We start from the raw sequence: 25,214 nt of genomic DNA, 5'->3' as shown, positions 1-25,214 counted from the left end.
AGGTGGTGAGCACGTCGTCCACCCGCGCGGGAACCTCGGGCGTCACCGGTGTCTGTTGTCTGGGCTCGGGGCCCTGGCTGTGCTCGCGTTCGGCGTGCTTCCACAGCTTCCTGAAGTAGGCGGCGTCGCCGCCGAGGAGGTCTACGACGCTCTTGAGGGTGTGCCAGCGGGGGATCTGGCTGCCTTGGGTGACGGTGGCGACCTCGCTGACGCTGAGGGTCCAGCGGCTGGCCCGTGCGATGTCCTGAGAGGTGGGTCGTCCTGCTTTGGCGTGGAGGGTGAGCACCGCTTGGTGCAGTCGGGTGGCTGCCGGCAGGGCCGGTTCCTCGTCGCCGGAGGGCTGCTCGTCGGCGCGCTCCTTCTCGGATGCCAGATGGTGTGCAGCACGTCGGGGTCGGCACCACAGGCGCGGGCGAAGCGCAGGGTGAGCGCCCAGGTGGGGACGCGTTCGCCGCTGAGGATGCGGGAGAGGTAGGAAGGCGAGACGCCGATCTTGCCGCTGACCTGTTTGTTGGTCTGCTGTGAGGTGCGGACGAGCATGGACAGGGGCCGGCGCCGGAGGGGTCCCGGGGTGTTGGTGCGGGGCCGGTGTCTGAGGGGGCGTCGCCCTTGTCGGGGCCGGCTGCCGTGGCGGGGGCGGGGGGTTTGGCTGCGGAGTACAGGGTGGTGAGCGAGGTGGTGGCGATCGCGCGCAGGGGGGCGAAGTGGGTGAGGCGGCGCCAGATGTTGTGGTTGGTGTAGCGGCGGCGGGCGGTGTCATCGTTGATGTCGAGGATCTTGCTGATGCGTACCCAGGTGACCCGGCGGCGGCGGGCGAGGCCGACGAAGCCGTAGGTGAGGCCGTCGAGCTGCTCCTGGAGGTCGTCATCGGCTGGACGCGGCGTGCCGAGCATCCCGGCGACCTCTTGCCGGTCCGTATCCCGCGGGCCGGCCGCCCGGCTGCGCTGCTGCCGGGTCTGCAGGTACGACGCGAGAGTGTCCAGCGCCATGCCAGTGCGCTGGCAGTACGCAGCGATCAACATGGACGCCATGTCCATCCTGTCGGAGGCGTCCGTAGCCGCAGCGCGGCCAGCAGCCGGACGGGCCCGCGATCTCGGCCTGGCGCCACAGCTCGGCGCCGGAGTGAGTGCCGTCCAGTCGGCGCGGCATGGAGGTCTGCACGCCGACCAGGGCGGCGGCCAGCTCCCACCACGGCGCGGTGCTCTCCTGCTCCCGGGCGGTGTCGGCGGCTACGTTCGTCTCGGCCGGTTCATGCTGGCGTGCGGTCTTGGCGCGGGCCTGTGTTGGCGCGACGGGGGGAATGGCGCCAAGGCGCTGCCCCCGGGCCACGCCGTCGCAGTCGGCGAGCACGCCTCGCTGCTGTAGCGTCCTTTCCTCGTACGGGGCCGGTATCCCGAAATACCTCAAAGCGGCCTGGATTCCCCGATACGCTGCCCTCCACCGGCAACCCGAGGAGCATGCCTTGACCCGACTTCGGCAACTTCTGACGGCCTCCACCGTGGTGGCCGCGTCCCTGCTCACCGCCGTCCTGGCCACCGCGCCGGCCGAAGCAGCCGGAAAGTCCTGGGGCAAGCTCTATGCCCGCGACGACTCCGGGAAGCTCGCCCGCGCCTACGGGGACTTCGCCAACAACGGCGGCGTCTACGCCACCGTCGGCGCCAACTGGGACGATCTGCGCCGCAGCGACCGCAACCCCGTCTACGTCGAAGCGGAGTTCTTCTTCCTCAAGAACGGGAAGTGGGAGAGCGCGGGGACGACCCAGACCCCGCGCACCGACACCTCCGCCAGCGGCTCCATGTCGCGCAAGCTGCGCCACGACGCCCACGCCGCACGCGCGGTCATCAAGGTGTGTGTCGACCGGGCGCACTGGTCCGACATCTGCTCGCCCCAAGCGGTCGTCTCGTTCAGCTACTGACACTCAGGGGATGACGGCGTTCGCGTCAGGGCCGCGCAGTCGTTGCAGCCGATGCCGCAGGGGCTCCATCCCCGAGGTGACGCCCGACGAACTCTCCTCCCCGACCACATGCGCGCCACCGGCGAGTACCCGCTCCACTTCTAGCGGACCCCTGGCGCGTGGCGCCTGGTAGGGGCGGGGCGTGCCCGCCGGGTGGCCATGGCATGCACGGGGGAAGCCGGGCCGCAGCACGCGTGGGGCGCTCGACTAGGACGGCGGTATCTGCACGTGCCACAGCCTGGACGACCGCGACCGCGACCACGACCACGACCACGACCGGGAGCCAGGCGGCGGTGCGGGACTCATTTCTGTCGTCCGGCCCTCGGTGGACTGGCGGGCGGTCTGCGCCGCCCCCGCGGGCCGCCGCTCGCCGCTCCCCGCTCGCCGCTCTCGACCCGGTTGTACCGGGCCGGGACACGGTGCTGCTGGCCGAGGTGGGACGGATGGCTCGAGTCGGCCGGGCCGCGGTGGTGCACTGGCGCCGCCGACACGCCGACTTCCCCGCCCTGGTCGGCGGCACGGAGGTGCATCCGCGGTTGGGCGGGGGTGGTCTGTCATGGGGTGCCGGTCTCGGCTAGGGGGAGGCGTGGGCGTGCCGCCGGTACGACCCTCACGAGGCGGAGGGCGCAGGCTCGTTCTTCGGTGAATCCGGTCATCCGGACAGGTGAGTTGTTTCTGAGGGTCTGTCAGGGCGGGTGTCGGGTCCGCTACACCCGCTTGTGTGATCAAGAAGCTGATGCTGCGCGGTGTGCCCGTGCTCGCACTGTGCTCCCTTTCCCTCCTCACGGCCCCGGCGGCCGCGCACTCCGGAGCGGATGCCGTGGTCGGCGGCGCGGCGGGAGGCGTACGCGAACGACCATGGGTCGCCGGAGAACCTGATCGCGGTGTCTGCCGCGTCGAACACGAGCAAGGCGGATAAGGATCCGGCCGAGGGGCTACCGTCGGACGGCTCCTACCGCTGCACCTGCGCCGCGACCTGGGTCGCCACGAAGCTGCGCTGGGACCTGGCCGTCGACGAGAACGAGCAGCAGGCCCTCCTCGGGCTCGCCGAGGACTGCCCCACGACCACCGTCGCTACGAGCCCGCTCAATAGCCGCGACCGTCTACTCCCCTCGCGTCCGGGACCTGCCTGCCGGCCGCGGGCCGGCTTCTCGCGCGCGGCACCGGCTACCGCCGCCATGCCCGCGAGGGCCACTTCTCAATAACCCGTCGGTTTCTGTCACCTTGCGGGGTGGTTTGGAAAGATTGAGGGGGCAGCGACAGCATGCGACTCGGCGCGGACGCCGCCGCGCATGCGGAAGCGGGGGTAACCGCTCCGGCGGTAAACAACGCGGTACCCAGGGGTGCCCCCGGCCAGCGAGGCGTCGGGATCGGCAACCACGTGGACGGTGGCAGACATGCCCGGTGACCGTCGCTGCCGACGGCCAGTCCGCCACCGGCCAGTTCCCGGCCAGCATGTGGCGATTCGACCGGCCGCTCCCAACCTGCGCGGCGGGGCGCGGCTGGGACGGTACGACCGGCATCGATCAAGGAGGGTTTATGGTCGGGAGGGCGTGGCGAGGCCTCGGCGTGGCTGTACCCGGTGAAGCGGATCGCGATCCCGGCGCGTTCGCCGGCTCAGTGCCTGTTTCTGACCTTGTTCCCCACCGCGTCCACGGGCGCCCACGCTCGTTGGGCAGGGCGGGCTCGATATAGACGGCCCTGCCTCGCGGGTCGGCGCCCGGGTTTGCCCGGCAGCATGGTTCGGCAGCGAGTCGTCGTCTCGCCGGTGTAATCCTCAGGAGCACAGGGTGTGCTCGGCAGTGCTGACCAAGGTCGCGGTGACGCGGTCGGATTGCAGCGCCCGGCCGGTGTAGAGCAGGTCGAAGCTGTCGAAGCTGGTCAGCAGCCACAGCACGTCGGCGGCCTGGGCGGTGGTGAGGCCGTCGCGGAGCACGCCTTGCTCGGCCAGTCGGCCGGCGAGGCCGGTCATGCCTTCGGCGCGTCCGTGTTCCAGGCGTTGGACCGCGCCGCCGACCGCTTCGGCGTCGAGTTGGGCCATCGAGAACAACGCGCGCAGCACGTCCCGGTGCGCCGCGTACATCAGCACGTTGCCGCGGATGCCGCCGCGCAGACCCTCTCGGGCATCCGGGTGGAGTACCGCGTGCACCATGTCGGTGAATCCGCCGCGCTCCAGCAGGTCCATGCCGAGCGCGTCGAACAAGCCCGCGCGGGAGCCGAAGACGGTGTAGACGGTGGAGCGCGACACCTCCGCGAGCTTGGCGACCTTGTCAACACTGACCGGTTCGGCCGGCGCCTCACGCAGGCGCTGGTAGACGGCGTCGAGTATGCGGCGCCTTGTCTCTTCCGCGGCCCGGGCGCGCAGACGCTGCTCGTACTTCCGAGTGGGGGGCATGGCTCAGCACCCTAGCATTCACTTGACAGTCTGCCTTTTGAAAGACAGGCTGTCCGACGAAACCTTGGGTCAGTCGATGTGTCGCAGGGAAAGGGACCGCATGCGCGTGATGATCCGGTACACAGTCAGGCCGGAACACGTGGAGCAAAGCGTGGCGTTGCTGCACGCCGTCTACGCAGACCTGGAACGGGTCCGCCCGTGCGGCCTGCGCTACGACACCTTTCGGCTCGACGGCAGCGACAGCTTTCTGGCCCTGATCGACTCCGAGGGCGACCCGGTAGCGGCCCCGCACCACCGGCTGGCCTCATTCCAGTGCTACCGCGCCGCCCTGAGCGAGATCTGCACGGAGCCGCCCGCCGTGACCTACCTGGATCAAGTCGGCTCCTACCGATCCGACTGACAACGGCCACGGCGGCCTCAAACACCCTTCAACCAAGGAGATAGACCCCGTGATCGGGATTGCCGTCATCACCGGCAGCACCCGTCCCGGACGCCGGGCCGAGGCCGTGGCCCGGTGGGTCACCGACACCTCCGCCCGCCATCTCGCCGTCGCCGCCGGCCAGGCGGCCGTCGAGGTGGTCGACATAGCCGCATACGGACTGCCGCTGCTGGACGAGCCGGTGCCCGCGGCATTCGGTCGCTACGCCAACGCACACACCCGCCGATGGGCGCAGACCATCGCCGCCTTCGACGGTTTCCGGTTCGTCACCCCGGAATGCAACCGCTCCGTCCCCGCCGCGCTGAAGAACGCGATCGACTTCCTCTACGCGGAGTGGCACCACAAGGCCGCGGGGTTCGTCGGCTACGGCGTGCAAGGCGGAATCCGCGCGGTGGAGCAGCTGCGGCAAGTGATGGCAGAGGTGAAGATCGCCGACGTGCAGACTCAGGTTGCCCTGGGGATGTTCACCGGCTTCACGTTCACCGGTCACACCGACCGGGCACCTGCACACCGAGCACCGGCCAGGAATCGACCCTCGCCGCCATGCTCGACGACACGCACTTCAGGGCGGCGGCCTTTGCTGGCCAAACCACTCAGGGCACCAGCGGCCAGACCCTCGCGGACCTCTTCGACCCGTCGGCCGTTCCCGTCCCGGGCCCTGCGCCTGCCGCGCCTGAAGCCGCCCCCCTGCTGACGAAGCAAGGAGGCGCCCCGAACGAGATGCTCCCCGAGGCGGAGAACCCGGTCCCGGCCCGCCTCCCGCCTGCAGCTCCTGTGCCGGTGCCTGCCCCGACTCGCGCCGCGGACGATGCCGACGGCCCCGTGGGCAGCGCGCCGATGGTGCTTCTGCTCGGGCGGGTGGTCATCGAGGGTGCGGCCGGCCGGATCGACTCCAACCGGCAGAGCGCCGCCGTCGAGCTCGTCTCCTACCTCGTGCTCAACCCCGGAGCCGACCAAAACGCGATCGACGACGCACTCTGGCCGGGCCGCCTGGTCAACAAGCAGATGCGCAGCGCCGTCATCTCCAGGACCCGCTCCTGGCTCGGGAAGGACGCCGACGGCGAGGCCTACTTCCCGCGGGTCCAGGACACCGGCGACAGCCGCTACCGCCTCGCCCAGTCGGTCACCTGCGACTGGAAGGTTTCCAGAACTTCGCGCGCACCGGCCTGGCCCGCCACGACGAGGACGGCGAGCTCGCCCTACGCCGGGCCCTCGCGCTCGTCCGCGGCCGACCCTTCGCCGCCATCGACCCCCAACGCTACGCCTGGGCCGAGCCGGCCATCCAGGAGATGGTCTCGGCGATCACCGACGTCGCTTACGAGCTGTCCACCCGCCGCCGGGAAGCCGCCGACTACGCCGGCGCGCTCTGGGCCGCGCACCAGGGCCTCCTCGCCGCCGAAGAGAACGAGCTTCTCCACCGGCAGGTCTTCCTGGCCCACCACGCCGCCGGAGACGTGGACGCCCTCCGCGAAGCAGCCGCGAGGCTGGCCCCAATCAACGAAGGCCTCGGTGGCGGAGTGGACATGGAAGCGGAGACGGCTCAGCTGCTGAGCACGCTGCTGCCGAAGACGGTCATCCGGCGCTGACAACAGCCAGACAGGTATCGCCATACAGGCTCAGCTTGGCTCCCCGCTGCGGCCTGAGGAATCCGGACCTGGAGGATCTCCAGCCGGGGCCTGCGGGGATCCCCGGGCGGACAGGGCGGACTCCGGCATCGGCGCGAAGGAGAAGTGGGCCGGGGGCTGATTTTTGGGTGCGCGGGGCGGACTTCGGCGGCGGCACTGCCTCCAGCGCGGCCATGGGCTGATCCCCGGGGCGCGCAGGACGGACCGGGTGTTCTGGCACGGGCTGATGCCGATCCTGGGCTGGTCCCCGGGCGCGCGGTGACCGCCGCGATCTGGCACAACGACCACACCGGACAGCCCGTCCTTAGCTCACTGACCACCTAAGACCACTGACGACAACGCCGGGCGGCGCGCTACGCGCGCCGCCCGGCGTTCGGATTACTCGTCTTGGTTGCCCCTTGTTGCATGGCGGATCGAACACCGGGGCGAACGGCTCGGGAGCGTACGACCCGCGCTCAGAACTCGACGACAACCCGGAAGAGTGCGGGGTCGGCGATGGCGAAGTCAGGGGAGGCGGACAGGCCCTGTTCGAAGCGGGGGTCGTTGTCTGCTGTGCGCCATACGTCGGGGCTGTCCCAGTGCGCGATGCTGACCAGCTGGAAGCGAGTGTCCGGGTCCACCGCACGGTGCAGCCGGTTGTCCCGGAAGCCAGACGCCTCGCTCATCAGCTCTGCGCGGCCGAGCCAGTGCGGCAGGAATTCATCAATCCGCTCGGCAGACAGCTCGAAGGCATGGACGATGGTGATTCCCGGCCCTTCGCCCGAACCGTTTCCACCCTGCGGAAATTCGGCCGCCACCTCATACCAGCCACCGTGCACGGTGGCATAGCTGGCCGCGGTGGCTGCCGACGCGGTGAAGCCGGGATTCGCCAGCGCCTCGTCCCGGGCCTCGACGCTGTCCCAGTGCGCCACGTTAACCAGGCCGAGCCGGGACTCGGGGAACAGTCTGCGGTGCAGCCGCGCATCCCGGAAACCGGGGGCGGCGTGGATGAGCCCGACGCGCTCTCGCCAGCGTGCGATGGACTCGTCGATTCGGTCCTCGGGCAGTTCCCACGCGTCGATCAGGGTGATTCCGTTGTCAGTCACCGCACCATCGTGAAACCTCAACCACACTTAAGGTCAAGATGACCGGCCACGCAACCCGGCGAGCGACGCAACTGTGTCCAGGACCTGCCTGCATGCCTGATTGCCGACCACTTGGAATCGATCATCTAGGGGCTGTACGCCTCCCTTAGCGCCCCACAGGACCCCGCAGCCCTCCCGTCCGCGCGGCAACATGAAAGGCACTCAGGGGGGCGGCCTGTGGTCTCGGGTTGCCGTGGGGCGCCACGGGACGGCCCGGGGGGCGCGCCAGGGACAGCTAGGTCGGGTGCAGCCCGCGCCGATATGGCGTTCGCGGGCGAGGCCCGGCGCCCGGCTTTCGCGGGGGCAGTACCGCCGGGCCGCCCCAAGCAGACAGCCAGTCCCGGCCGGTGACGAATGGTCAGTGCGCGGCCCCGTCCGGGCCTGTGCCGAGATGACGGCGGGGCGCCCCCGCGGACCTCCCCGACGGCCGCACCGTCCCGCTGCGCATGGAGGCGGCCCGCCTGATCGCGGAGTACCTGACGGCGGCCGAACCGGGACGTCCCTGGGAGGGCGTCGCGTTCGCCGTGGTCTGGGGGTCTCGTGACGTCCTGGACGTGCGTCTGGTCCGCCCCGACCTGGTGGCCGAGATCAGCGCCGACCGGGCCGTGGACCGGGGCGGCGTGTGGCGCCACCCGCTCCGTTTCCGGCGGCTGCTCCTGGACGTGGGTGTTGAGGATGTTCCCCGGTTCGGGAAGGGGTCGGACGCCGCAGTCGGCTGAGCGGTGCGGTGCCCGGTCACCTGCGGTGCGCACGCCAGTCATGCCGAACGTTCGGTGAAGTCGGTCACGAGCTTGACGAAGGCGTCTTCCTGCTCGAAGAACATGACGTGGCCCGCGTCGAGCTCGGCGTAGGAGCTGTCCGCGATCGCGGCGTGCAGCGCACGGCTGTGTTCGACCGGGACCGTGATGTCCTGGGTGCCCCCGATCACCAGGGTCGGGGCCTGGACGCGGGGGAGCAACGGGCGGATGTCCACCTGGAGGTCGTAGGCGATGTGCCGCAGGGTGCCGGGGGTGGGCGGCATGTTGGGGATGAGGGCTTCGAACGCCTCGCGGCCGATGGAGTTGAGGAAGGCGCGGCTGAAGCCGGTCATCGCCACGGCGCGGCCGAAGGCCGCGGGGTCGCTCGTACCGAGGCTCTGCCAGAGGGTGAAGAGGCTGCGCAGGTACTCGTCGCTGTCGGTGTGGGCCCAGCCGGCGACGAGGATCAGTCGCCGCACCAGGTCGGGCCGGAGAGCGGCGACGGTCGCGGTGACCGTGGAGCCCATGGAGAAGCCCAGCAGGTCGACCGGCCCGTCCGCCGCGTCCTCGATGACGGCGATGACCTGCGCGGCCAGGCCCTCGGCGGTCAGCGGGCCGCCGTCGTCGACGGTGGCGTCCGTGCCGGAAAGGTCGGGGGTGATCACGGTGCGGTTCGGGGTGAACCGGGGTGCGGTCTGACCCCAGTTGACGGCGCCGCCGGCCGATCCGGTGCCGTGGACCAGGAGCAGGGCGGGGCCCGAGCCGGTCTTCTCATAGTGGACCTTAGCGCCGTTGACGGTGATGGTGGCCATGGGATTCTCCGATCTGCTGTGTGTCGGCCGGGGCGTTCGTGCTCCGGCCAGACCAACAGTGCCGCCGTCCGGCAACGGCCGGCAGAGACCTCCTTACCCTGGGATCGGCAGTCCCTGGTTGGGGCCCGTAGCCCCTCCGGCAGGATGACCGTATGAAGATCGACCGTGAGGCACTCGCTGATTTCCTGCGCCGCTCGCGCGACCGGGTAAGGCCCCAGGACGCGGGTCTGCCGGTCGGCCCCCGGCGGCGCACACCCGGCCTGCGCCGCGAGGAGGTGGCCCAGCTCGCCGGCATGTCTGCCGACTACTACATCCGGCTCGAGCAAGCCCGTGGTCCGCAGCCCTCACCGGAGATGCTCGCGGCACTGGCACGCGCCCTGCGCCTGTCCGACGACGAACGCGACCACCTCCACCTTCTCGCCGGACGGCGCCCGCCGCTGGGACGGCCGGAGAACCACGTGAGCCCGGGACTGCTGCACATGCTGGATCAGATGCCGGCCACGCCGGTGCAGGTCATCAGCGATCTCGGTGACGTCCTGGCCCAGAACGCGATGGCCGAGGCCCTGCTGGGCGGGGTGTGCTCGGTGTCCGAGCACGGCCGCAACGTGGTCTGGCGCTGGTTCGCCGACCCGTCCCAGCGCGCCGCGTACCCAGTGGAGGAGCACGAGTACTACAGCCGGCTGCATGTGGCGGACCTGCGGGCGGCGGTGGGCCGACGCGCCGGCGACCCAGCCGCGACGCGCCTGGTGGAGCGGCTCCGGGGGCTCGGGCAGGAATTCACCGCCTTGTGGGAGCTGCACGAGGTCTCCGTACGCCGGGCCTCACGGATGCGCGTCCTGCACCCACTGATTGGCCCCGTCGACCTGGACTGCCAGGTCCTGCTCGCCCCCGAGGGGGACCAGCGCGTGGTCCTGTACACCCCGCCCGTCGGCAGCGACACCGCCGAACGCCTCGCCCTCCTCAAGGTCGTGGGCACCGGCCAGTTCACCGCGTCCCGCTGACGTCCACACGCCGGGACAGGTGGACCGCCGCCCGGGCGGCACAGCCATCAGGCTCCGGCGTCGGACTGGACCGGTGGGCCCTATCTCCGGTCAGGTTCCGGCACCTGTTGGCGAGCCTCCGCCAGCAGAGCAAGCACCGCGCCTGTCTGCTCGCTGCGACACCGCGGGTGATTGTCACTGGGGCGCTGCGGGAGCTGTCTGGCTGGTCCACCGACGAGGACGCCGACGAACTGGCCGCGCTGACGGCGGGGGAGGCGGGGGCGGCGGTGGGCCGGCCGACGGTGCCGGGATCGGTGCCGTTGACGGTGTCCGGGCACGTGCGGGTGGTGGAGCGGTTCCGTTCGGGATCGGGCGGTCTGCGGGTGACGCTGGCCTGGCCCGCCGGCCTGCGGGGCACCCACCCGGTAGGGCCGCAGTGGCGTGCCGGCCGGACGCGAGCTCGGCGTGCTGGACTGACCGCACTCACGCAGGCTGGGGGCATGGCGGATCAGACGGAGATCGTCGTGCATCCCGTGTCGTCGAAGGGCAGCCGGAAGGTGACGGCCCATGTTCACGGCGTCGACGCGGACCTCGGTCGCGCGTTTTCGCCGCTGGACGTGGCGGAGTTCCTCCGGCGGGCTGACCTGGAGGACGTGGACCTGTCGGAGGACGGGCCGATCCGCTGGGAAGGCGGCGGGCCCGAGGTGTGGACGCCCGACATCTGAGGCGCCACGTCTGGGCGAGCCGTAGGGCATGAAGGCATCCTGACTCCCAGCCGCTGGCCGGATCACGAGAGGGCCCAGTGACGCCGTGCTACTGCGTCGCTACTGTGCTCGCATGATGGACATCCTTCCGTCGGCCAACTCCTCGGAGATGGTGGAGGCCCTCACCGCAGCTCTCGCCTCCCTCGGCATACTGACCCCGCCGCCGGCTCCGGGCCCCGAGACGGGCACCGCTCTCTTCGCGGACCCCCACGGCCAGTGGTGGCAGTGTGATGACGAGCCCGGCCACGCAGCCGAGTACCACGACGCCGGGGGCGAATAGGGCTGGCGCGACGACGACTCCTGCACCCTTCCCGCCAGCGTCCCCCAGTAGCGGCCAGCACCCGATCCCCACAACGGCAGACCCCTGCCGCCATACGCGCGGGGGTCTCGTCGTGTCCGCACCGTGCACGGTCACTCCCAGGCCGCCGCTCAGGGGGCCGCCTGCGACGGCCCGGTGGACTGTCTGTCGTACCCCGGTCCTGGAGTCCGGCGTATGAGCCGTCGCACCTTCGCCCGCCCGGCACGGCCTTGGGGATCACTGAACAGCCGTTGGTGCTGAGATGAATCACGGTGCCCAGCATGTCTTCCCGCCGCTGGGCTGACTGAGCATGCCCTGTCGGTCAAGGCCCGGGTCCGGCAGGGTGGGAGCGTCCGCGAAGTGGTCAACGGGAGGGGGCACGGCATGACGTGCGTGCCACGGCATTCCATTGTCATCTGAGCGGGTCGGTCGATGGCGAGTGCTTGATCCTTGGGCTGGCACGGCACCGACCTGGGTGGGCGCGTGAGGATCAGCACCGCACTTCACTGAGGCCGCTCAGGCTGAATCGTTCCCGGATCGACCGGGGCATCACGAGGGAAAGAGGCGATCATGGGGGAACTGGACGGCAGGACCGCACTGGTGACGGGCGGCTCGCGGGGGATCGGGCGCGCGGTCGCCCTGCGGCTCGCTGCCGAGGGAGCGCTCGTCGCGGTCCACTACGGCGGCAACGATGCGGCCGCCGCGGAGACCGTGGCGCGGGTCGCCGAAGTCGGTGGCCGGGCGTTCGCGGTGCGGGCCCGGTTCGGCGAGAGCGGTGCGGTGGACCGGCTGTTCAAGGAGCTCATCGCCGGGTTGGCGGACCACGGCGCGGAGGGCCTGGACATCCTGGTCAACAACGCGGGCATCCACTCGGTCAGTTCGATCGGGCAGCTCACCGAGGAGGAGTTCGGGCGGCTGCTGGCGGTCAACGTGAGCACGCCGGTCTTCGTGGTTCAGCGGGCGCTGCCACTGCTGCGGGACGGCGGACGGATCGTCAACATGGGCTCGGCGGCCACCCGGATCGCGGAGCCCGGCCAGATCGGTTACACCGTCACCAAGGCGGCCCTGGCGGCTCTCGGCCCGTCGCTCGCCAACGAGCTGGGCCGGCGTGGGATCACCGTGAACACGGTCGAACCCGGGGTGGTGCTGACCGACATGATCGCCCCCTACGCTGCGGTTCCCGAGGCGGTGGCCGCGCTTGAGTCGATCACCGCGCTCGGGCGGATCGGCCAGCCGGAGGACGTCGCCGACGTGGTGGGCTTCCTGGCGGGCCCGCAGGGGCGCTGGGTGACCGGCCAGACCATCGATGTCTCCGGCGGTACCTACCTCGGACCGATCGCGGCCGGGTGATCACCCGGGGGGCACCCTCAGGGACCGTTTCGAGGAATTGCTCGCCAAGACTGGGCTGCGCTACTCACGTCACCCGGAGAGTCCTTGCGGAGGAACAGCTGGGCGTCAAGCCGCTCGCGCACGCCACGATCGTCGGACTCGTCAAGGACGTGCTGCCCGAGACGCAGGTCGGTCTCCTGGTCGGCTCCCGCCCCTGGCCCCTGCTCGCGGCCCGCATGAACCAGATCCGCGACCAGGGCGGCCCCGCACTCCTCGGCGCGCACTTGGCCCGCCTGAAGGACGACACCTCCTTCAAGGAGGCTTCGGGTGCCGCCGCTGTCGGCCGTCTCGTGGACGCGACCCTGAACTCCCTGACGACACCGCCCTCGGAGCCGCCCGCGCCCGCCTCCCCGGTGCGGATCCGGGTCTCCCCGGTGGCGGCCCGCTCCCGCTCCGTCACGACACCCGCCGCCGCAGCTCCCGGACAGCAGGCCCCGACGGAGGCCGCGCTCCCCGCCCATCGGCAGCAGGCCGGACCGGCCAGGGGCGCGGGGCGTACGCGGTAGACGCAGTGCTCACGGACCGTCCTGTGCGGCGTCGCTGGCTTTCCCCGCCCGCCGCCAGGTCGCGCATACCCGCGTCCGTGAAGCCGGACCGGGGATACCCGCCGCTGCTCACGGCCCTCAGGTTTTCCTCTGGGACCGGGGTGGGCAGGGATGGGGCCGTTGATCATTCTCGAAGAGATCGGTGGAAGCGTGAGCAACCGGCAGAACGGCGTAGTGAAGTGGTTCAACGAGGAGAAGGGGTACGGGTTCATCACACCCCAGTCGGGCGATGATCTCTTCGTCCACTTCAAGGCCATTCAGGCCGACGGCTTCAAAACCCTCAAGGAAGGGCAGGCGGTCACCTTCGTCGCCACCCGGGGGCAGAAGGGCATGCAGGCCGAAGAGGTCCAGATCGCGTGACGCCGTAGCCCCCTTACCGAGGTCCGCTCGCCCACTCCACCCCCAGCTCAGCGAGTGCGGCGAGCTGGCCACCGTCGAGCCGGTCGCGGCGCGCCTTCATGTTCCCGATCCAGATCCCGGTGCGGTGCTCGGTCCCATCGGGCAGGACCTGGACGACGCCGCGCCCCGGCAGCCGGCCCTCCCTCGCGACGTACTGCGCGAGCGCCTCCACGCCCCTCTGGAACGCCCCGCCGCCCGCGTTCGGCCCGGACGTCACGGCGACCTTCGCAGGGGTCTTACGGGCCCGTACGGCCTTCTGCGGCTTCACGCCGAGCTCGCCGAGCCTGCGCTGCTGCTCGGCGTTCAGCTCACGCAGTGCCTCCCGTTCCCGGTGCCCGGCGAACGCGCCCACTACGTGGTCGGCCAGTACGCCGACGTGCACGACCTCGTTCAGGACCTGGTCGTGCCCGACGGCGTTCCCGAGGCCGCGGCGACCGTCCTGCGCGAGGCCCGCGAGTTGCTGCGCCCTGGGGTCGTCGGCGCACTCGATCTCATGTCGCCCCAGAGCCACGTGATCTGCAGCTTTGGCGCCCTGACGGCCGGTAATGCGTTCGACGTGGTGTGAGCCCGGTCAGGAGAATCGGCTCATGACTCTCCTCGTACACACCTTTGTCTACGACGCCGATGGCAGGTACGACTTCCTCGAAGACCCTGAGTACGGCGACACACTGGCGGGCTTCGAGAGCACTCGGACCCGACTGTGGGGATCCGCGGTGGTGCGGGACTTGGGATCCCGGTTCTTCCCGCGGCTCGACGGTGACGACCTTTACGTGGAGCGGGACGAGATCGACGACTTCCTCGCGGAGTGCGAGTCCATCCGTCCTCACCTCGACAACCTGGCCGGCCAGGGCGGTTATGACACCGACTATGTCGCCCAGCGATTCGACAACATCGTTGCCGCCGCGGTTCGCGCCAAGGCCGTAGGCGGTGGGATCGTCGTCTGGTAGTCGACCTGCCTCGATGGCAGGCGGCGAATGCTGTCACTAGCTGGTGAACGGGACGACGCCTTGGCCGTTGGTGGCCTGGGCGAGGCGGAGGCTGGTGCCCTCGGTCAGCACGATGTGCGAGTGGTGCCGGAGCCGGTCGACCGCCGCGGTGGCGACAGGAACGACCTCGTTCACGGTCGTCTCCGAGCTCTGCGCCGCACCCACCGAATGATCACGGCTCGATAACAGGCGTCACACCGTCGGCTTCTCCGGCACCTGTAGCAGGTGAATGCGGGGCTCTGCCCGGAGTCCCGCGCCCGCGTGAGGAGCCTCGACGATGACGTACGCCGGCAGCGCCCGGCAGCCCGATCCGGAGCCGCGCCCGACCTGGTCAAGGGGTGCCGAGCGCCCTGCAGACGGCCCGGAACCCAGTGCCGCGTCCAGTGCCGTGAACGACTCGAACGGCCTACCCATCACCGCAGCTCACACCGCCTGCCAGGGGGCTGCCCGGCACGCTGACACCTCTCTCCCTACCCCTGAGACACCAGCGAAGGGGAAGAAGTCCACTCCCACGGCCGGGAAGGTACGGGCCGATGTGCTGCGGATGCTCGGGTGCGTACGGATAGCCACGGTCCGGCAGATGGCCCAGGTGATCACGGAAGAGGGGTCGGACGGCCGGTCGTACGTACGCAGAGCCATGGTGGAACTGGCGAAGCTGGGGCTGGCGGAGACGAACGGCAAGGACGGCAAGCACCAGATCTGGAACCTCACCCCGGCCGGGCAGAAAGCTCTGGCCGACGGCAACGAACTCCCCGCACGACCGAAGGCCGGCACCGGAGCGAAGGCCGTACGCGCTGGGTTCGGCCCGCACGCCGTCGCGGTCACCGACACGATCCTCGCCTACACCGACACCGTCCTCGGTGGGCGCCGGGAGTACCTGACCGACTGGCAGGTAGAGGTCAACCACGCCATCAAGGAAACCGGCCTGTCCTTCAACACCGACGCCGAACTCGCCGTGCCCACCAACACCAGCGAGGTCCGCCTCTTCGAACTCGACAACGGCACCATGTCCCGGGCCCACCTCGCGAAGGAGGTCTGGCACTACGAGCGCTACGCCGGACACCGCGTCTGGGAAGGCGCCCGAGGCACCATCGGCGGCACGTACCCGTTCTAGCAGCGCCACCGCTACACCCGCTCCACCACCTTTCCGCGGCTGCACATCGTCCTGGCTGGCAAGGCCGAACACCTCCTCGACAACCGCCTCCAGGCGCTCACCGCCGCCGTGCAGGGCATCACCATCGCGGTGTGGGCCACCACCCTGCCCAGCCTCCAGCGCGGCGAGCCCTGGTACGAGATCGGCGTCGACGACCCGCACCGGCGCCGCTCCCGCTACCCCGAACCGGTCGGCCGCTGACCGGCACTGGGCAAGCCCAAGGGGAGCCTGCCGCAAGCCACCCCCATGCACCGGCTTGCCCACACCAGCCGGGGCTCGTCGGCAGGGCGGCATCGGTCACGGCCAGCGCCGGCCTTCACGGCCAGGACACGCTGACCGATGACGCGTGACCGATGACCGATCACCGCGCAGAGCGGGAGTTGGATGGACCGGTCACGCCGCTGATGTGCTGGTTGACCGACCGTGGGAGGCGGATCGGTCACGACCGGCCCGCCGACCGGTCACGCATTCTGCTGGGCAAGCCCTCCGCGCCGAGGGCTTGCCCAGCACCCGGATCACGCGGCGGGACGGCTCCCGAAGTCGCGGCGCCACTCTCCGGGACGCAGACCCTCGGGGCCGCCCGACGCCTCCTCGCCGGTCGTACACCGGAGCCATGAGACGAAACAAGCAGCACAGCCCCGGGCCCTTGCCCGGCGATGCGGGGGACATGTGGCACGCCCTCGCCGCTCTCCGCCACACCCACTCCGAACCCGTCGGGCGCCTCGCCCCCTTCGAGCGCGCCGGCGCGCTGCTCTCCCTCACCCGGCCCGGTGACATCGCCTTCACCGCGCGAGTGGAGCTGTCCGGCGGGGAGACGATGGGCCACGTCCACGATCTGATCGCCACGGTCACCCGCGGCATCACCTACGAACTGGGCGCCGCCGCGCCGGACACCGCGCTGGAGATCCTGCTCGGCAAGCGCCACCAGCTCGCCCTCCACACCGACCACGTGGACGGCCTCACCCACCTCCTGCGCGACGCCGTCACCACCATCGACGTGCACAGGACGCCCGGCGGCGGACTGTGCTCCCACTGCCACGGCACCGGCCGTGCGCACCCCCTATGGGCGCCGGCCGGGCAAGCCTGAGCACCTGGGCAAGCCCAAGGCGACCCTGGGCAAGCCCTCATCGAGGAGGGCTTGCCCAGGGGCCTGTGGCTACGGGGCTTCCCGTCCCGGGCGCAGGACGTCGGCGTAGACCCGGGCCCGGACGCCTGGCTCGCCGGGATCCCTGCGCCCCGGGCCGACGCCTGATGTGGCCCAGCGCTCTTCCAGCGCGGCCATGACGGCCCGGACGGTGTCATCGTCCCCGCCGGTGATGTCCAGGACCACCAGGCCGGGCTCCGCGATGTGCTGCTCGTCGATCGGCTTCATGAGCCCTGCGACGGCGCTGGGACCGGAACGGTTCGCCGCCGCCCCGGGTCCACCCGCACGAAGGAGCCAACTCAGGCCGCGGGCGTCGCACGGTCGGTTCTGTCGGGGTGCGGCCCCCGTCGCGGCCCTGGTGGCCAGGGCCGCACCCCGTACGCCCGAACGTACTCCGTCGCCGAGACCAACGGTCTGGCATTTTCGCTGGCGGCCGCGCTCTGCGGCCTCACCCGTTCGCGCCTGGCCGGGTGACGGTGGGGTGCGACGGGGACAGGCTGGGCGCATGGTCGCGAAGCTGATCGTCTACCCGCCCGACGAGCAGGGCTGGCGCCGGGTGCGCTACGACGGCGTTGCCATCGGGGTTGCGCACCGGCCGGCCGACATCCGGGTCTTCCTCGCGGCCGCCGGGCTCGAGAACGCTGACGACGTGGACCTCACCGACCCCGACTTCGTGGAGTGGCGAGGCGCCGGCCCGGAAGCCTGGGAGCCTCTCCGCTGATCCTTCGCGGGGGTTGCACCGGAGGGCGGCTGGAGAGTTGTCTGCACGGTTGTACTAGGCGGGGGACCGAAGGTGTGACCGGGAGTGGGACCCCCCGAATCTGGTGATCTTGCATTCGTGCAGGTCAGATGCCGTGGGCAAGCCCCCTTCGGAAAACGACACCTCTTTGTCCGCGATAGCCGGACGAAGAGGTCTGTCCCGTGTCCGGGGAGCCGGCGGCGCCGCAGGGGTACATGTACCGGTATGGCTCGTGAACGGATCCGGTGGCCCCTCGTCGTGGAACGGGCGCGGCAGATCGTGGACGGGTAGGCGCCCTTGAAGGTCACGCTGCGGCAGGTGATGTACCGCCTCGCTGCCGAGGGCGTGCTGCCGTACACGCCGCCGATGTATCGCCGGCTGTCCGCGCAGCTGGCTCAGGCCCGGCGCGAGGGCCGCTTCCCCGACTTGATCGACAGCGTCCGCGAAGTTCACGTCTCGCCGGCCTGGCCGAGCGCGGACGCCTTCGTGCGGGAGATGCCCGGCTGGTTCCGCCTGGACCGCACCGAGGGCCCGGGGTACGTCTTGTACGTCGCCGCCGGGCATGCGCGAAGGTCCCCGGACCGTACAGTCCGGTGCTTCCCCTCGCGTGTGCCCGTCGGGTTCCGACTCCGTGGAGCGGGTCTTGGGCAGCGGCATTAGCCCAGGGTGACGCCTTGGTTGACGTCGAATCCCCGGAGCTGGGCAGCCTCTGTGGAGTCGTGGCCGTATTTGATCGGCGCCTGCAGCACGTACCTGGTGCCCCCGGTGGATGACCCGTCCGGGTTCATCTCCTGGGGCGGTGGCGGGAACAGGATGTGGTTGGCGATCCACTTCCCCGGCTCAAGGGTCTCGTAGGAGAACGGGCCCTCGACGTCACCTGAGCGATCGAAGGTGAGGGCCATCGACTGGGTCCACGTCTCGACGAGACCGTCAGGGGTGAGTTGGAGGAGGCCGTCCGGGGAGGAGGCGATGTCCGGTAGCCGCAGGGTCACTTTCCCGAACAACGGGTGTAGCGCCTCCATCGCGAAGTCGACGGTTCGCAGGCGAACGAAGTCGGCGCCACCGACTTCGACCCTCACAACCCGGGAACCGATGAAGTTCAGTGTCGGCAGCGGCGGTGGGAGATCCACGACCAGTGTTGCCCCGAAGCCGATACAACTGAGGGTGAACTGCTGGCCGATCGCCGGCAGCACCGGAGGGGCCTGACCGGATGGCTTCGCGGCAGCGGCTGCACGGGTGGCTGCTGCGCCCGTCGCGAGCAGCCCCATGCCGGCAGCCGCCACAGCGTGGCTGAGCAGACGACGGCGACTGAGGGAGGATGTCATGCCGACGATCATCAACCTCACTGCCTCCCGCTGGGCCGGTTCGGGCCGCGATGTCCCTCCCAGGAGTGACGCAATGCAGCTGATCGTGCACCGGCCCGTCGAGCAGGGATGCTGGAATTCACCTGCGCGGAGCCCACTGGGCGGCGGTGGCAGTGCCCAGGCGGCAGGATGCCAGGAGGGCGGCAAGCGGGGTAGGCCGAGGCGGGGGCCTGGGCCACTCGCGTGGCGGGTTTGCCAGCAAAGCGCCGGCTTTGCTGGGGCGGGGGAGCTTGGTGTCGTGCGCTTGCCGGTGGGTGGTTGCGAGGTCAGGTGGTGGGCGGGGTGCATAGGGGGCGGACGGTCTCAGCGGCGTGAAGGATGCGGTCCACGTCATGGTCGGTGAGGTCGCAGTGCAGGGAGAGCCGTAGTGCGGTGCGGTTGTGGGGGGTGGCGGGGGGACAGAAGACGGATGCGAACACGTCGTGTTCTTCCATGATGTCGCGTACCCGGATGACTGTTTCGTCCCGGCCGGTGGGCAGCGACATGATGTGGGCGCCCGAACCCCGAAGGTCGTACCCGAGGCCGGTGAGCCCTTCCCGCAAGGTTGTGGCGACTTCCCGCAGGCGGGTGCGGCGCCACTCGTCGGCGCGGACGACGTCCAGGGTGGCGGCGATCTGCACCAGGTCGGACGGCACCAGGGTGGAGGCGAAGACCGCCGGCAGGGAGGTCATCTTGAAGTATTCGACGAAGTCCTCGTCCGGGCAGGTGATGTAGCCGGCGCGCTTCGCGAACGCCTTCGACAGGCTCATCGTGCGGAAATGCACCCGCCCGGCCAGTCCCGCCTCGGCGACCATGCCCGCACCGTCCGGGCCGTGGGTGCCTAGTGAGTGTGCCTCGTCGACGACCAGGACACAGCCGGTCTGCTCGGCCATCTCGCACAACGCGCCCAGCGGCGCAAGGCTGCCGCACACGCTGTACATCGAGTCGACCGCGATCACTCCGGGCCCGTGCTCTTCGATACGGCGCGCCAGGTGGTGGACATCGTTGTGGCGGAAGGGCCGCACGGGGGCGCCTGCAGCCTTCGCTCCAGCCCACAGCGACATGTGGGCCAGCATGTCCACGTACACCGGTACTTCAGGCCCGGCCAGGGTTTGCAGCAGACCGACGTTGGCGTCGAAACCCGACTGGCAGAAAACGCCCGCCCCTGAACCGAGGGACTGGGCCAGCTCTCGCTCCAGCACCGTTTGCGGGTGCTCTTCATACAGCAGCACCGCAGAGGCGAGCCGCGCTCCCCGCATGGCATGGAGTGACTCGGCTACGGCGTCCACCACGCGTTTGTCGCCGGCCAGGCGCAGGTAGTCGTTGCTGTCGACGACGGTGGAGTGCGGACCCGGCAGACGTCGGCCGCGCAGGATGTGTCGGCCTCCCCACCGGCCCCGAATCCCGTTGGCATGGAAAGCCTCCACCCGTTCCTGAACGAATGAGGGCAGCAAGGGGCTGACGGCGCAAGCATCGATCATGCAGCGCAATGTAGGCCCGCAGACCAGCCGAAAGACGCTGCCCGGCAAGCACGTTCGGGTGGTCCATTGCCCTTCTGTTCGGGTGCGAGTACACCGCGTCCCGAGAGCCATCCTCTACCTGGTCAACGACCTGCAGTGAACAAGCCCGGAACCGGCAGACAACACCCGGACCGTCTGCCAGCAGACTCATTCCTTCCGGCAGCGAAAGCCCGGCGAAGGAGGGGGAGCATGAGGCGTGCGAGGATCAGCAACGCCGCGCCCTGGGGGACTTCGTCGGCCGGTGGGGCGCGGAGGGCGGAGAGCAGTCCTAGGGCTTGCGCGGGTGGGGCGAGGCGTAGCAGGACGGCCTGGAAGGTCAGCGTCGTCCGATGGTGCCGCGGACGAGGGCGTAGGGCATGACGCAGAAGGCGCCGAGGTTGGTGGCGACGATCAGGGTGAGGAACAGCCAGTAGGAGAAGCCGTGGCCGTTGGAGGAAGCGAGGAGCCACCCGTAGGTGAGGGTGGCGAGGATGCCGGTGCTGGCGAGTCCGGCCGCCCAGCCCGTCTTGCTCAGCCCGATGCCGAGTCCGATGAAGGCCCAGAACAGGGCGGGGCCGGCCACAGCCGCGATGGCCAGGAACACCGGGAAGTCGATGTCCCGGCCGCCGATGTAGTCCGTGAGCTGAGGCACCGAGATGAAGGTCATTAAGCCGATGTAGGCGAAGCCGAGGGCGACGGCGACGCTGGTGAGCACGCGGGCGGCGCGGGTGGTGGGAGGGGTGTTCGCGGCGTCGGTCATGAGGCGGTGGACTCCTTCTCCTACGACGGGCAGGGCAGTCGGCCCCGCTCCGGTATAGCCGACGGAGACCACAGGGGTGCGTGCTTCCCGGCAAGGCTCCCCGCGGCCGGTGACGAACAAGCCACTCGAAGCGGTGACGCGACACAGGCGACTGCAACGCACCCGCTCGGGCCTGCAACACCGGCTCTGCAACGCGTGAGCACGTTGCACCTCTGACCTGCGAGAACACCGGCCGAAGGCCGGTCTGGGGGCCCGCGTTGCAGCTCCGTGTTGCACCGCCACCCGGTGCCAGGAGCGAGACGAAGGCCCTGGGGGTCACGACGCCCCGGGTCTCCACTTCGCTGACCTCTCCGCTCAACGACGGGCGAGGCGGCGTGTCAGGCCCAGTCGACGCCCAGCTGTGTGAGGGCGGCGAGCTGGTCGGCGGTGAGTTTGTGGCGTCGGGTTTTGGTGTTGGAGACCCATACGCCGAGCTTGACGATCACCGGCTCCGTTTCACCTTCGACTGTGATCTCCTCGCCGTGGGCCCTGGGGACGGGCCGGTCCGCGCCCTCCCGCTCCACCCACTGCGTGAGTGCCGCCAGGCCCCGCTGGAACGCCTGCTGCGTCTTGCTCGGCCCCTTCGCTCCGCGACTGGCCGCAGGAGCGGGAGGCGGCGCCTGGTCGGGTTGTACGCCCAGTGTGGTCAGCCGCTTCTGCTGTTCGGGCAGCAGCCGCGTCCAGGTGGCCGGCTGTTTCTGCTGCTGGAGCCAGCGTCCGATGTCGTCGCCGTCCCACAGCACGCCGGGGGCGATGTCGGGCAGCTGTCCGTCGGCGTCGACGAGGTCGGCCAGGACGCGGTAGTGGCGCTGCCAGTCGAGTGGCCAGGGGCAGTTCCAGTCTTTGTCGATCGAGGTGAGCTGCGCCGCGCGTTCCGCGGCGCGGTCTGGGTCCTTCCCGAGTCCGTTCTTGCTTCCCTTGCGGCGGAGGTTGGCCATGTACTGGCCGATGGGCACCATCTCGTCGTCTTCGCCCCACATGGCGTCTTGCCGGGGTGCGAGGTGTCCGGTGGCCTTCCGGTAGGACCGGAGTGCGGCGAGCTTGTTCTCCCACGCCTCCTCGCCGGGTTCCCAGACCATCCCGGCCTCCGGGGCGTCCAGCAGCGTCTTACGCCGCTCCTCCAGCTCACCGGCCCGCAGCGCCTTCCGCTGCTGATGCACCCACCGGCCAAGCGGGAAGTCCTTGGTGACGCCGACCTCGACCTCGACGTCATACGGAACGGCGTAGAGACCGGCGATCTCGTTCTCCCTGCGCCACCGCAGCAGGGCTTGATAACCCTCCAGCCACACCAGCGACTCGGGCCGGTAGACCCGGGTGCGCAGGAACGCCGCGATGGTCGCCGCGTCCCGGGGTGAGGAGAAGTGCAGCAGCGCCGACTCGGCCGCCGCGTCGGTGTCGTCCTCCGGGCCCTCGCCCTCTCCGCCGGCCCCGACGATCCGCCCGTCCTCATCCCGCCGGAGGTGGACCTTGCGCTGGCCGTGGGTGTGCGCGCGGGAGGCGAGCTGCTCGACGAGGCGGTCGTCATGGGAGCGCAGGCCCTGGAGGACGGCTACAAGAGGGTGGAAGCTGGCGCTGGCGACCATGTCGGTCGGGTCCTCGCCCGGCTCCAGGAACACGGGCACGATGATCCGCGCGATCTTCGTGGAGCCGTCCTTGTTGAGCCGCAGGGCCCGGCCGATGTTCTGGACGATCTCGACCTGGGAGCCGCGCGTGTCGGCGAAGCAGATCGCTTCCACGCCCCGCTCGCCCGTGATGTCGACGCCTTCCCCGAGGACACGGACGGAGGCGAGGAACGCGCGGTGCACGCGCCGGTTGTCGGCGTCGATGCCGTTGGCGAACTGGCGCAGGACCTCGCGGCGCTCGGTGACGAGGTGGTCCCCGCACAACCACGCCGACCACACCCGGTCCGGTGGGACGTGACGGCCGGCCTCCAGCTCGTAGAACTCCGCCTCGATCGACGACTTCGGCAGTTGCTCCGCGGCTGCCAGGTCGGCGTCGGAGGCGTCGGTGACGTACAGCTCGGCGGCCGTCGCGGGGAGCTTCTCCGCGAACGCGGCCGCCTCTTCCACCTTCTGGTGGAAGGTCATGACCGTACGCAGGTTGTACGCCGCCGCGTGCTCCAGGAGCGCGGTCTGCAGCAGTGCCAGGCGCCGTCCCCGCTGCGCTTCCTCGGACTCGCCGAGGACGGGGGAGGGGTCGCGGATCTCCAGGACGTCGATCTCGAACCCGGCGAGGATCCCCCGCTCGATCGCCTCCGACAACCCCAACTCGGCCAGCCACGCCCCGTAGGTGCCGTCCGGGTCATCGGCCATGCTCGCGATCTCCGGCTCCGGACCCCCCGCCTTCTGCGGCCGGGCCGCGGCCAGGATGCGCGGTGTCGCGGTCAGGTACAGCCGGAAGTCCGCCGGGATCCGGGTGTTGTCGTGGATGGCGGCCCAGGGGCGTCCGAGGTCACCGGCAGTGCCGTGGGCCTCGTCGACGATCGCGAGGTCGAAGCCCGCCATCTGCTGCCCGTACAGCCGTTCCCCGCCCGCCAGGGCGGCCTCCAGCGGCCCGCGGACCTTCCGCTGCCCCGCGGGTGCGTCGATGTCTTCGCGGTCCACCAGGGAGGCGTATGTAGCGAGCACGACTACGGGCCCGTGCCCGGCCCACAGGGCGAGCTGGATCGGGTTCGTGGTGGTGCGCACGCCGAGCTCGCCCAGGACCGGGTCGTTCTCCAGCGAGCAGACGGCGACCATCGGGGCCCGGTGGCCCACCAGTCGCCACGCCTGTGCGGTCTGCGCGAGCAGGTCCAGCGTGGGGACGGTGACGAGGATCCGGCCGCCCGGGAAGCACTCCAGCGCGCTCGCGGCGGCGGTGATCGTCTTGCCCGAGCCGGTCGCGGACACGATCGTCCCCCGGGCCTCCTGCGGGGGCACCGATGACCTTGCAGGAAATCCCACCCATTTGCGGAATGCCGATTTCTGATCAATCTGGTGCTCACGGAGCTGGAGCATCGAGATTCAACCTCACACGTATCTTTTGACAGATTCGAATATCGAGGGCACAGGTCACCAGCCGGTGAGCGACCTCAAAGGTCCGTGTTGTAAGGATAGTTGACCTATATGAGGTGGTCACGGAGGCATCGGGGCGAGAAAATGGGAGGCATGGACGAAGACTTCTGTGAAGTGATGTTCCTCCCCAGCTCCCAGTGTGACCACTGCCGAACAGCACGATCCGAGCTTCCCCGAAGGGTGTACGTCACCAAGGGCGGGAGCGTCTACCACAGGACGCCTAGCTGCGAAGGAATCAAAGACGGCCAGCGGTACGCTCGTTGGAGAGGGGATGAGATCCATGATGTTCAGTCCGTCCCACGCAGTGAAGTGCAGGCCCAGCGGGGCGCCTGTGAAATCTGCCGTCCAGACCTGATCCACAGATAACACCAGGGAGCCCCCTATTTCTGCCAATGGTACATGCTGCATCAGACCGATGCGGCATGTACCATTGGCGGGCGCGACACGAACGAGCGCCCCCGGCTCCTGCCCTCCTCCGCCCAAAAGGGACTGCCCGTGGAACCCACCCCCCAAGAACTCCTGGCCGACCTCTACGGATACGACCAGGACGCCCACTTCGACACCATCCAACTCCGAGAGGGCCTGGCTCATCAGATGTCCCCGGCCCAGCTCGACAAGCTCATCGCTGCCGTCGAGGCGACAGGGGACCCAGCAGTCGACCTCGAAACGGCCATGGCACTCCTAGACAGCAGCCGTTAACCTCCACGATCCCGCTTCCGCCAGCCAGGGCCCGTGTGCGGGCCCTTCGGACTGGAGGCGCAGCCGGAAGTTCGGGGGTGGGAGCGCAGCGGACACCCCTAACAGGCCGAAGGCTTGGACCCCGTGAAACGGGGTCACCTCCGGTGCGGAGCACCGGAGTCCTGGGCGCTGCGCAGCAGGCCCGCTCGGGTGGAGCGCAGCGGAGCCCGAGCAGTCCGAAGCGAAGCGGAGGACTCCGGCCCGAAGGGCCGGCCCTGGCTTGGCGAAGCCAAGCCCCGCCGAGCGCAGCGAGGCGGTTCGCTCCTGCGCGCGCAGCGCGCAGGGACCCGCTCCGCGGG

General features: G+C 70.1%; 31 protein-coding genes. 20 read left to right on the top strand and 11 right to left on the bottom strand.

Features of this window, described 5'->3' with window-relative positions; translation table 11 throughout:
* Nucleotides 1–141 precede the first annotated feature (141 nt).
* Entirely contained in the window at nt 142–540 is a 399-nt protein-coding gene (locus tag ACZ501_RS10305; RefSeq protein ID WP_468793926.1) for a helix-turn-helix domain-containing protein, read from the bottom strand.
* A gap of 489 nt (nt 541–1,029) precedes the next feature.
* On the opposite strand from ACZ501_RS10305, the gene ACZ501_RS10300 reads away from it, so the two are divergent.
* The 4 genes from ACZ501_RS10300 to ACZ501_RS10285 all read left to right on the top strand — a co-directional run bounded on the left by ACZ501_RS10300 (nt 1,030) and on the right by ACZ501_RS10285 (nt 3,159).
* Nucleotides 1,030–1,365 carry a hypothetical protein gene (locus tag ACZ501_RS10300; RefSeq protein WP_468793923.1) on the top strand — a complete coding sequence of 112 codons (336 nt, stop codon included), beginning with the start codon at nt 1,030–1,032 and terminating at the stop codon, nt 1,363–1,365.
* 97 nt (nt 1,366–1,462) lie between these two features.
* Nucleotides 1,463–1,915, top strand: coding sequence for a hypothetical protein (locus ACZ501_RS10295; protein WP_468793920.1), 453 nt, complete (start codon nt 1,463–1,465; stop codon nt 1,913–1,915).
* Between the two features lie 760 nt (nt 1,916–2,675).
* Nucleotides 2,676–2,873 (top strand): hypothetical protein, encoded by a 198-nt coding sequence (locus ACZ501_RS10290; protein WP_468795537.1) that lies wholly within the window; start codon nt 2,676–2,678, stop codon nt 2,871–2,873.
* On the top strand, nt 2,830–3,159 hold the full coding sequence (locus ACZ501_RS10285) for a hypothetical protein (RefSeq protein WP_468795442.1): 330 nt from the start codon (nt 2,830–2,832) through the stop codon (nt 3,157–3,159). The genes ACZ501_RS10290 and ACZ501_RS10285 overlap by 44 nt, the downstream gene beginning before the upstream one ends.
* Before the next feature lie 572 nt (nt 3,160–3,731).
* On the opposite strand, the gene ACZ501_RS10280 is transcribed toward ACZ501_RS10285, so the two are convergent.
* Nucleotides 3,732–4,349, bottom strand: a complete 618-nt coding sequence (locus ACZ501_RS10280) for a TetR/AcrR family transcriptional regulator (protein ID WP_468793917.1) — start codon at nt 4,347–4,349, stop codon at nt 3,732–3,734.
* 151 nt (nt 4,350–4,500) lie between these two features.
* Here ACZ501_RS10280 and ACZ501_RS10275 point away from each other — a divergent pair, with 151 nt between their 5' ends.
* From ACZ501_RS10275 to ACZ501_RS10265, 3 genes are all read left to right on the top strand, one after another.
* Nucleotides 4,501–4,749: a hypothetical protein gene (locus ACZ501_RS10275; protein WP_361605621.1), complete on the top strand. Its 249-nt coding sequence runs from the start codon at nt 4,501–4,503 to the stop codon at nt 4,747–4,749.
* 49 nt (nt 4,750–4,798) lie between these two features.
* The gene (locus ACZ501_RS10270; protein WP_468793914.1) at nt 4,799–5,482 is read left to right on the top strand and encodes an NADPH-dependent FMN reductase; all 684 of its coding nucleotides are present in this window, start codon (nt 4,799–4,801) and stop codon (nt 5,480–5,482) included.
* Between the two features lie 595 nt (nt 5,483–6,077).
* The gene (locus tag ACZ501_RS10265) at nt 6,078–6,374 is read left to right on the top strand and encodes a hypothetical protein (RefSeq protein WP_468793911.1); all 297 of its coding nucleotides are present in this window, start codon (nt 6,078–6,080) and stop codon (nt 6,372–6,374) included.
* A gap of 494 nt (nt 6,375–6,868) precedes the next feature.
* On the opposite strand, the gene ACZ501_RS10260 is transcribed toward ACZ501_RS10265, so the two are convergent.
* Nucleotides 6,869–7,498, bottom strand: coding sequence for an antibiotic biosynthesis monooxygenase family protein (locus tag ACZ501_RS10260; RefSeq protein ID WP_468793908.1), 630 nt, complete (start codon nt 7,496–7,498; stop codon nt 6,869–6,871).
* 485 nt (nt 7,499–7,983) lie between these two features.
* Between ACZ501_RS10260 and ACZ501_RS10255 the strand changes: the two genes are divergently transcribed.
* A complete protein-coding gene (locus ACZ501_RS10255; protein WP_468793905.1) occupies nt 7,984–8,256 on the top strand; it encodes a hypothetical protein in 273 nt (90 codons plus the stop codon).
* Between the two features lie 38 nt (nt 8,257–8,294).
* Here the strand turns inward: ACZ501_RS10255 and ACZ501_RS10250 are convergent, their stop codons facing one another.
* A complete protein-coding gene (locus ACZ501_RS10250) occupies nt 8,295–9,086 on the bottom strand; it encodes an alpha/beta fold hydrolase (RefSeq protein ID WP_468793902.1) in 792 nt (263 codons plus the stop codon).
* Between the two features lie 152 nt (nt 9,087–9,238).
* Between ACZ501_RS10250 and ACZ501_RS10245 the strand changes: the two genes are divergently transcribed.
* The 6 genes from ACZ501_RS10245 (at nt 9,239) to ACZ501_RS10220 (ending at nt 13,422) form a co-directional block, all read left to right on the top strand.
* The gene (locus ACZ501_RS10245) at nt 9,239–10,087 is read left to right on the top strand and encodes a helix-turn-helix transcriptional regulator (RefSeq protein WP_468793899.1); all 849 of its coding nucleotides are present in this window, start codon (nt 9,239–9,241) and stop codon (nt 10,085–10,087) included.
* A gap of 107 nt (nt 10,088–10,194) precedes the next feature.
* Entirely contained in the window at nt 10,195–10,791 is a 597-nt protein-coding gene (locus tag ACZ501_RS10240) for a hypothetical protein (protein ID WP_468793896.1), read from the top strand.
* 112 nt (nt 10,792–10,903) lie between these two features.
* Nucleotides 10,904–11,110: a hypothetical protein gene (locus ACZ501_RS10235; RefSeq protein ID WP_361610008.1), complete on the top strand. Its 207-nt coding sequence runs from the start codon at nt 10,904–10,906 to the stop codon at nt 11,108–11,110.
* A 588-nt stretch (nt 11,111–11,698) separates the two neighbouring features.
* Nucleotides 11,699–12,478: an SDR family NAD(P)-dependent oxidoreductase gene (locus ACZ501_RS10230; RefSeq protein WP_361610009.1), complete on the top strand. Its 780-nt coding sequence runs from the start codon at nt 11,699–11,701 to the stop codon at nt 12,476–12,478.
* A 149-nt stretch (nt 12,479–12,627) separates the two neighbouring features.
* The gene (locus ACZ501_RS10225) at nt 12,628–13,023 is read left to right on the top strand and encodes a hypothetical protein (RefSeq protein WP_468793893.1); all 396 of its coding nucleotides are present in this window, start codon (nt 12,628–12,630) and stop codon (nt 13,021–13,023) included.
* Nucleotides 13,024–13,212: 189 nt separating this feature from the next.
* Nucleotides 13,213–13,422, top strand: coding sequence for a cold-shock protein (locus tag ACZ501_RS10220; protein WP_468795439.1), 210 nt, complete (start codon nt 13,213–13,215; stop codon nt 13,420–13,422).
* A 13-nt stretch (nt 13,423–13,435) separates the two neighbouring features.
* Here the strand turns inward: ACZ501_RS10220 and ACZ501_RS10215 are convergent, their stop codons facing one another.
* The gene (locus tag ACZ501_RS10215; RefSeq protein WP_468793890.1) at nt 13,436–13,972 is read right to left on the bottom strand and encodes a hypothetical protein; all 537 of its coding nucleotides are present in this window, start codon (nt 13,970–13,972) and stop codon (nt 13,436–13,438) included.
* Nucleotides 13,973–14,048: 76 nt separating this feature from the next.
* On the opposite strand from ACZ501_RS10215, the gene ACZ501_RS10210 reads away from it, so the two are divergent.
* Nucleotides 14,049–14,408, top strand: a complete 360-nt coding sequence (locus ACZ501_RS10210) for a hypothetical protein (RefSeq protein ID WP_468793887.1) — start codon at nt 14,049–14,051, stop codon at nt 14,406–14,408.
* Nucleotides 14,409–14,444: 36 nt separating this feature from the next.
* Here ACZ501_RS10210 and ACZ501_RS10205 read toward each other — a convergent pair whose 3' ends face one another.
* Nucleotides 14,445–14,582 carry a hypothetical protein gene (locus tag ACZ501_RS10205; RefSeq protein WP_468793884.1) on the bottom strand — a complete coding sequence of 46 codons (138 nt, stop codon included), beginning with the start codon at nt 14,580–14,582 and terminating at the stop codon, nt 14,445–14,447.
* A 142-nt stretch (nt 14,583–14,724) separates the two neighbouring features.
* Between ACZ501_RS10205 and ACZ501_RS10200 the strand changes: the two genes are divergently transcribed.
* From ACZ501_RS10200 to ACZ501_RS10190, 3 genes are all read left to right on the top strand, one after another.
* On the top strand, nt 14,725–15,561 hold the full coding sequence (locus ACZ501_RS10200; protein WP_468793881.1) for a replication-relaxation family protein: 837 nt from the start codon (nt 14,725–14,727) through the stop codon (nt 15,559–15,561).
* Nucleotides 15,562–15,669: 108 nt separating this feature from the next.
* Nucleotides 15,670–15,801 carry a hypothetical protein gene (locus tag ACZ501_RS10195; RefSeq protein ID WP_468793878.1) on the top strand — a complete coding sequence of 44 codons (132 nt, stop codon included), beginning with the start codon at nt 15,670–15,672 and terminating at the stop codon, nt 15,799–15,801.
* A 412-nt stretch (nt 15,802–16,213) separates the two neighbouring features.
* Nucleotides 16,214–16,687 (top strand): hypothetical protein, encoded by a 474-nt coding sequence (locus ACZ501_RS10190; protein ID WP_468793875.1) that lies wholly within the window; start codon nt 16,214–16,216, stop codon nt 16,685–16,687.
* A gap of 69 nt (nt 16,688–16,756) precedes the next feature.
* Here the strand turns inward: ACZ501_RS10190 and ACZ501_RS10185 are convergent, their stop codons facing one another.
* Nucleotides 16,757–16,972: a DUF6207 family protein gene (locus tag ACZ501_RS10185; protein ID WP_468793872.1), complete on the bottom strand. Its 216-nt coding sequence runs from the start codon at nt 16,970–16,972 to the stop codon at nt 16,757–16,759.
* A 277-nt stretch (nt 16,973–17,249) separates the two neighbouring features.
* On the opposite strand from ACZ501_RS10185, the gene ACZ501_RS10180 reads away from it, so the two are divergent.
* The gene (locus ACZ501_RS10180; protein ID WP_361596554.1) at nt 17,250–17,465 is read left to right on the top strand and encodes a hypothetical protein; all 216 of its coding nucleotides are present in this window, start codon (nt 17,250–17,252) and stop codon (nt 17,463–17,465) included.
* A gap of 674 nt (nt 17,466–18,139) precedes the next feature.
* Here ACZ501_RS10180 and ACZ501_RS10175 read toward each other — a convergent pair.
* From ACZ501_RS10175 to ACZ501_RS10160, 4 genes are all read right to left on the bottom strand, one after another.
* Complete coding sequence (locus ACZ501_RS10175) at nt 18,140–18,808, bottom strand: hypothetical protein (RefSeq protein WP_361596551.1); 669 nt, start codon at nt 18,806–18,808, stop codon at nt 18,140–18,142.
* A 305-nt stretch (nt 18,809–19,113) separates the two neighbouring features.
* Nucleotides 19,114–20,307 carry an alpha-hydroxyketone-type quorum-sensing autoinducer synthase gene (gene cqsA, locus ACZ501_RS10170; protein WP_361596548.1) on the bottom strand — a complete coding sequence of 398 codons (1,194 nt, stop codon included), beginning with the start codon at nt 20,305–20,307 and terminating at the stop codon, nt 19,114–19,116.
* Nucleotides 20,308–20,662: 355 nt separating this feature from the next.
* Nucleotides 20,663–21,085, bottom strand: coding sequence for a hypothetical protein (locus ACZ501_RS10165; RefSeq protein ID WP_361596545.1), 423 nt, complete (start codon nt 21,083–21,085; stop codon nt 20,663–20,665).
* Nucleotides 21,086–21,462: 377 nt separating this feature from the next.
* On the bottom strand, nt 21,463–24,120 hold the full coding sequence (locus tag ACZ501_RS10160) for a DEAD/DEAH box helicase (RefSeq protein ID WP_361596542.1): 2,658 nt from the start codon (nt 24,118–24,120) through the stop codon (nt 21,463–21,465).
* A 552-nt stretch (nt 24,121–24,672) separates the two neighbouring features.
* Between ACZ501_RS10160 and ACZ501_RS10155 the strand changes: the two genes are divergently transcribed.
* Nucleotides 24,673–24,876, top strand: a complete 204-nt coding sequence (locus ACZ501_RS10155; RefSeq protein WP_468793869.1) for a hypothetical protein — start codon at nt 24,673–24,675, stop codon at nt 24,874–24,876.
* The last annotated feature ends 338 nt before the right edge of the window (nt 24,877–25,214 follow it).

Source organism: Streptomyces sp. NPDC034085 (assembly GCF_055575555.1).
This window is presented reverse-complemented; position numbering and strand designations above follow the sequence as displayed.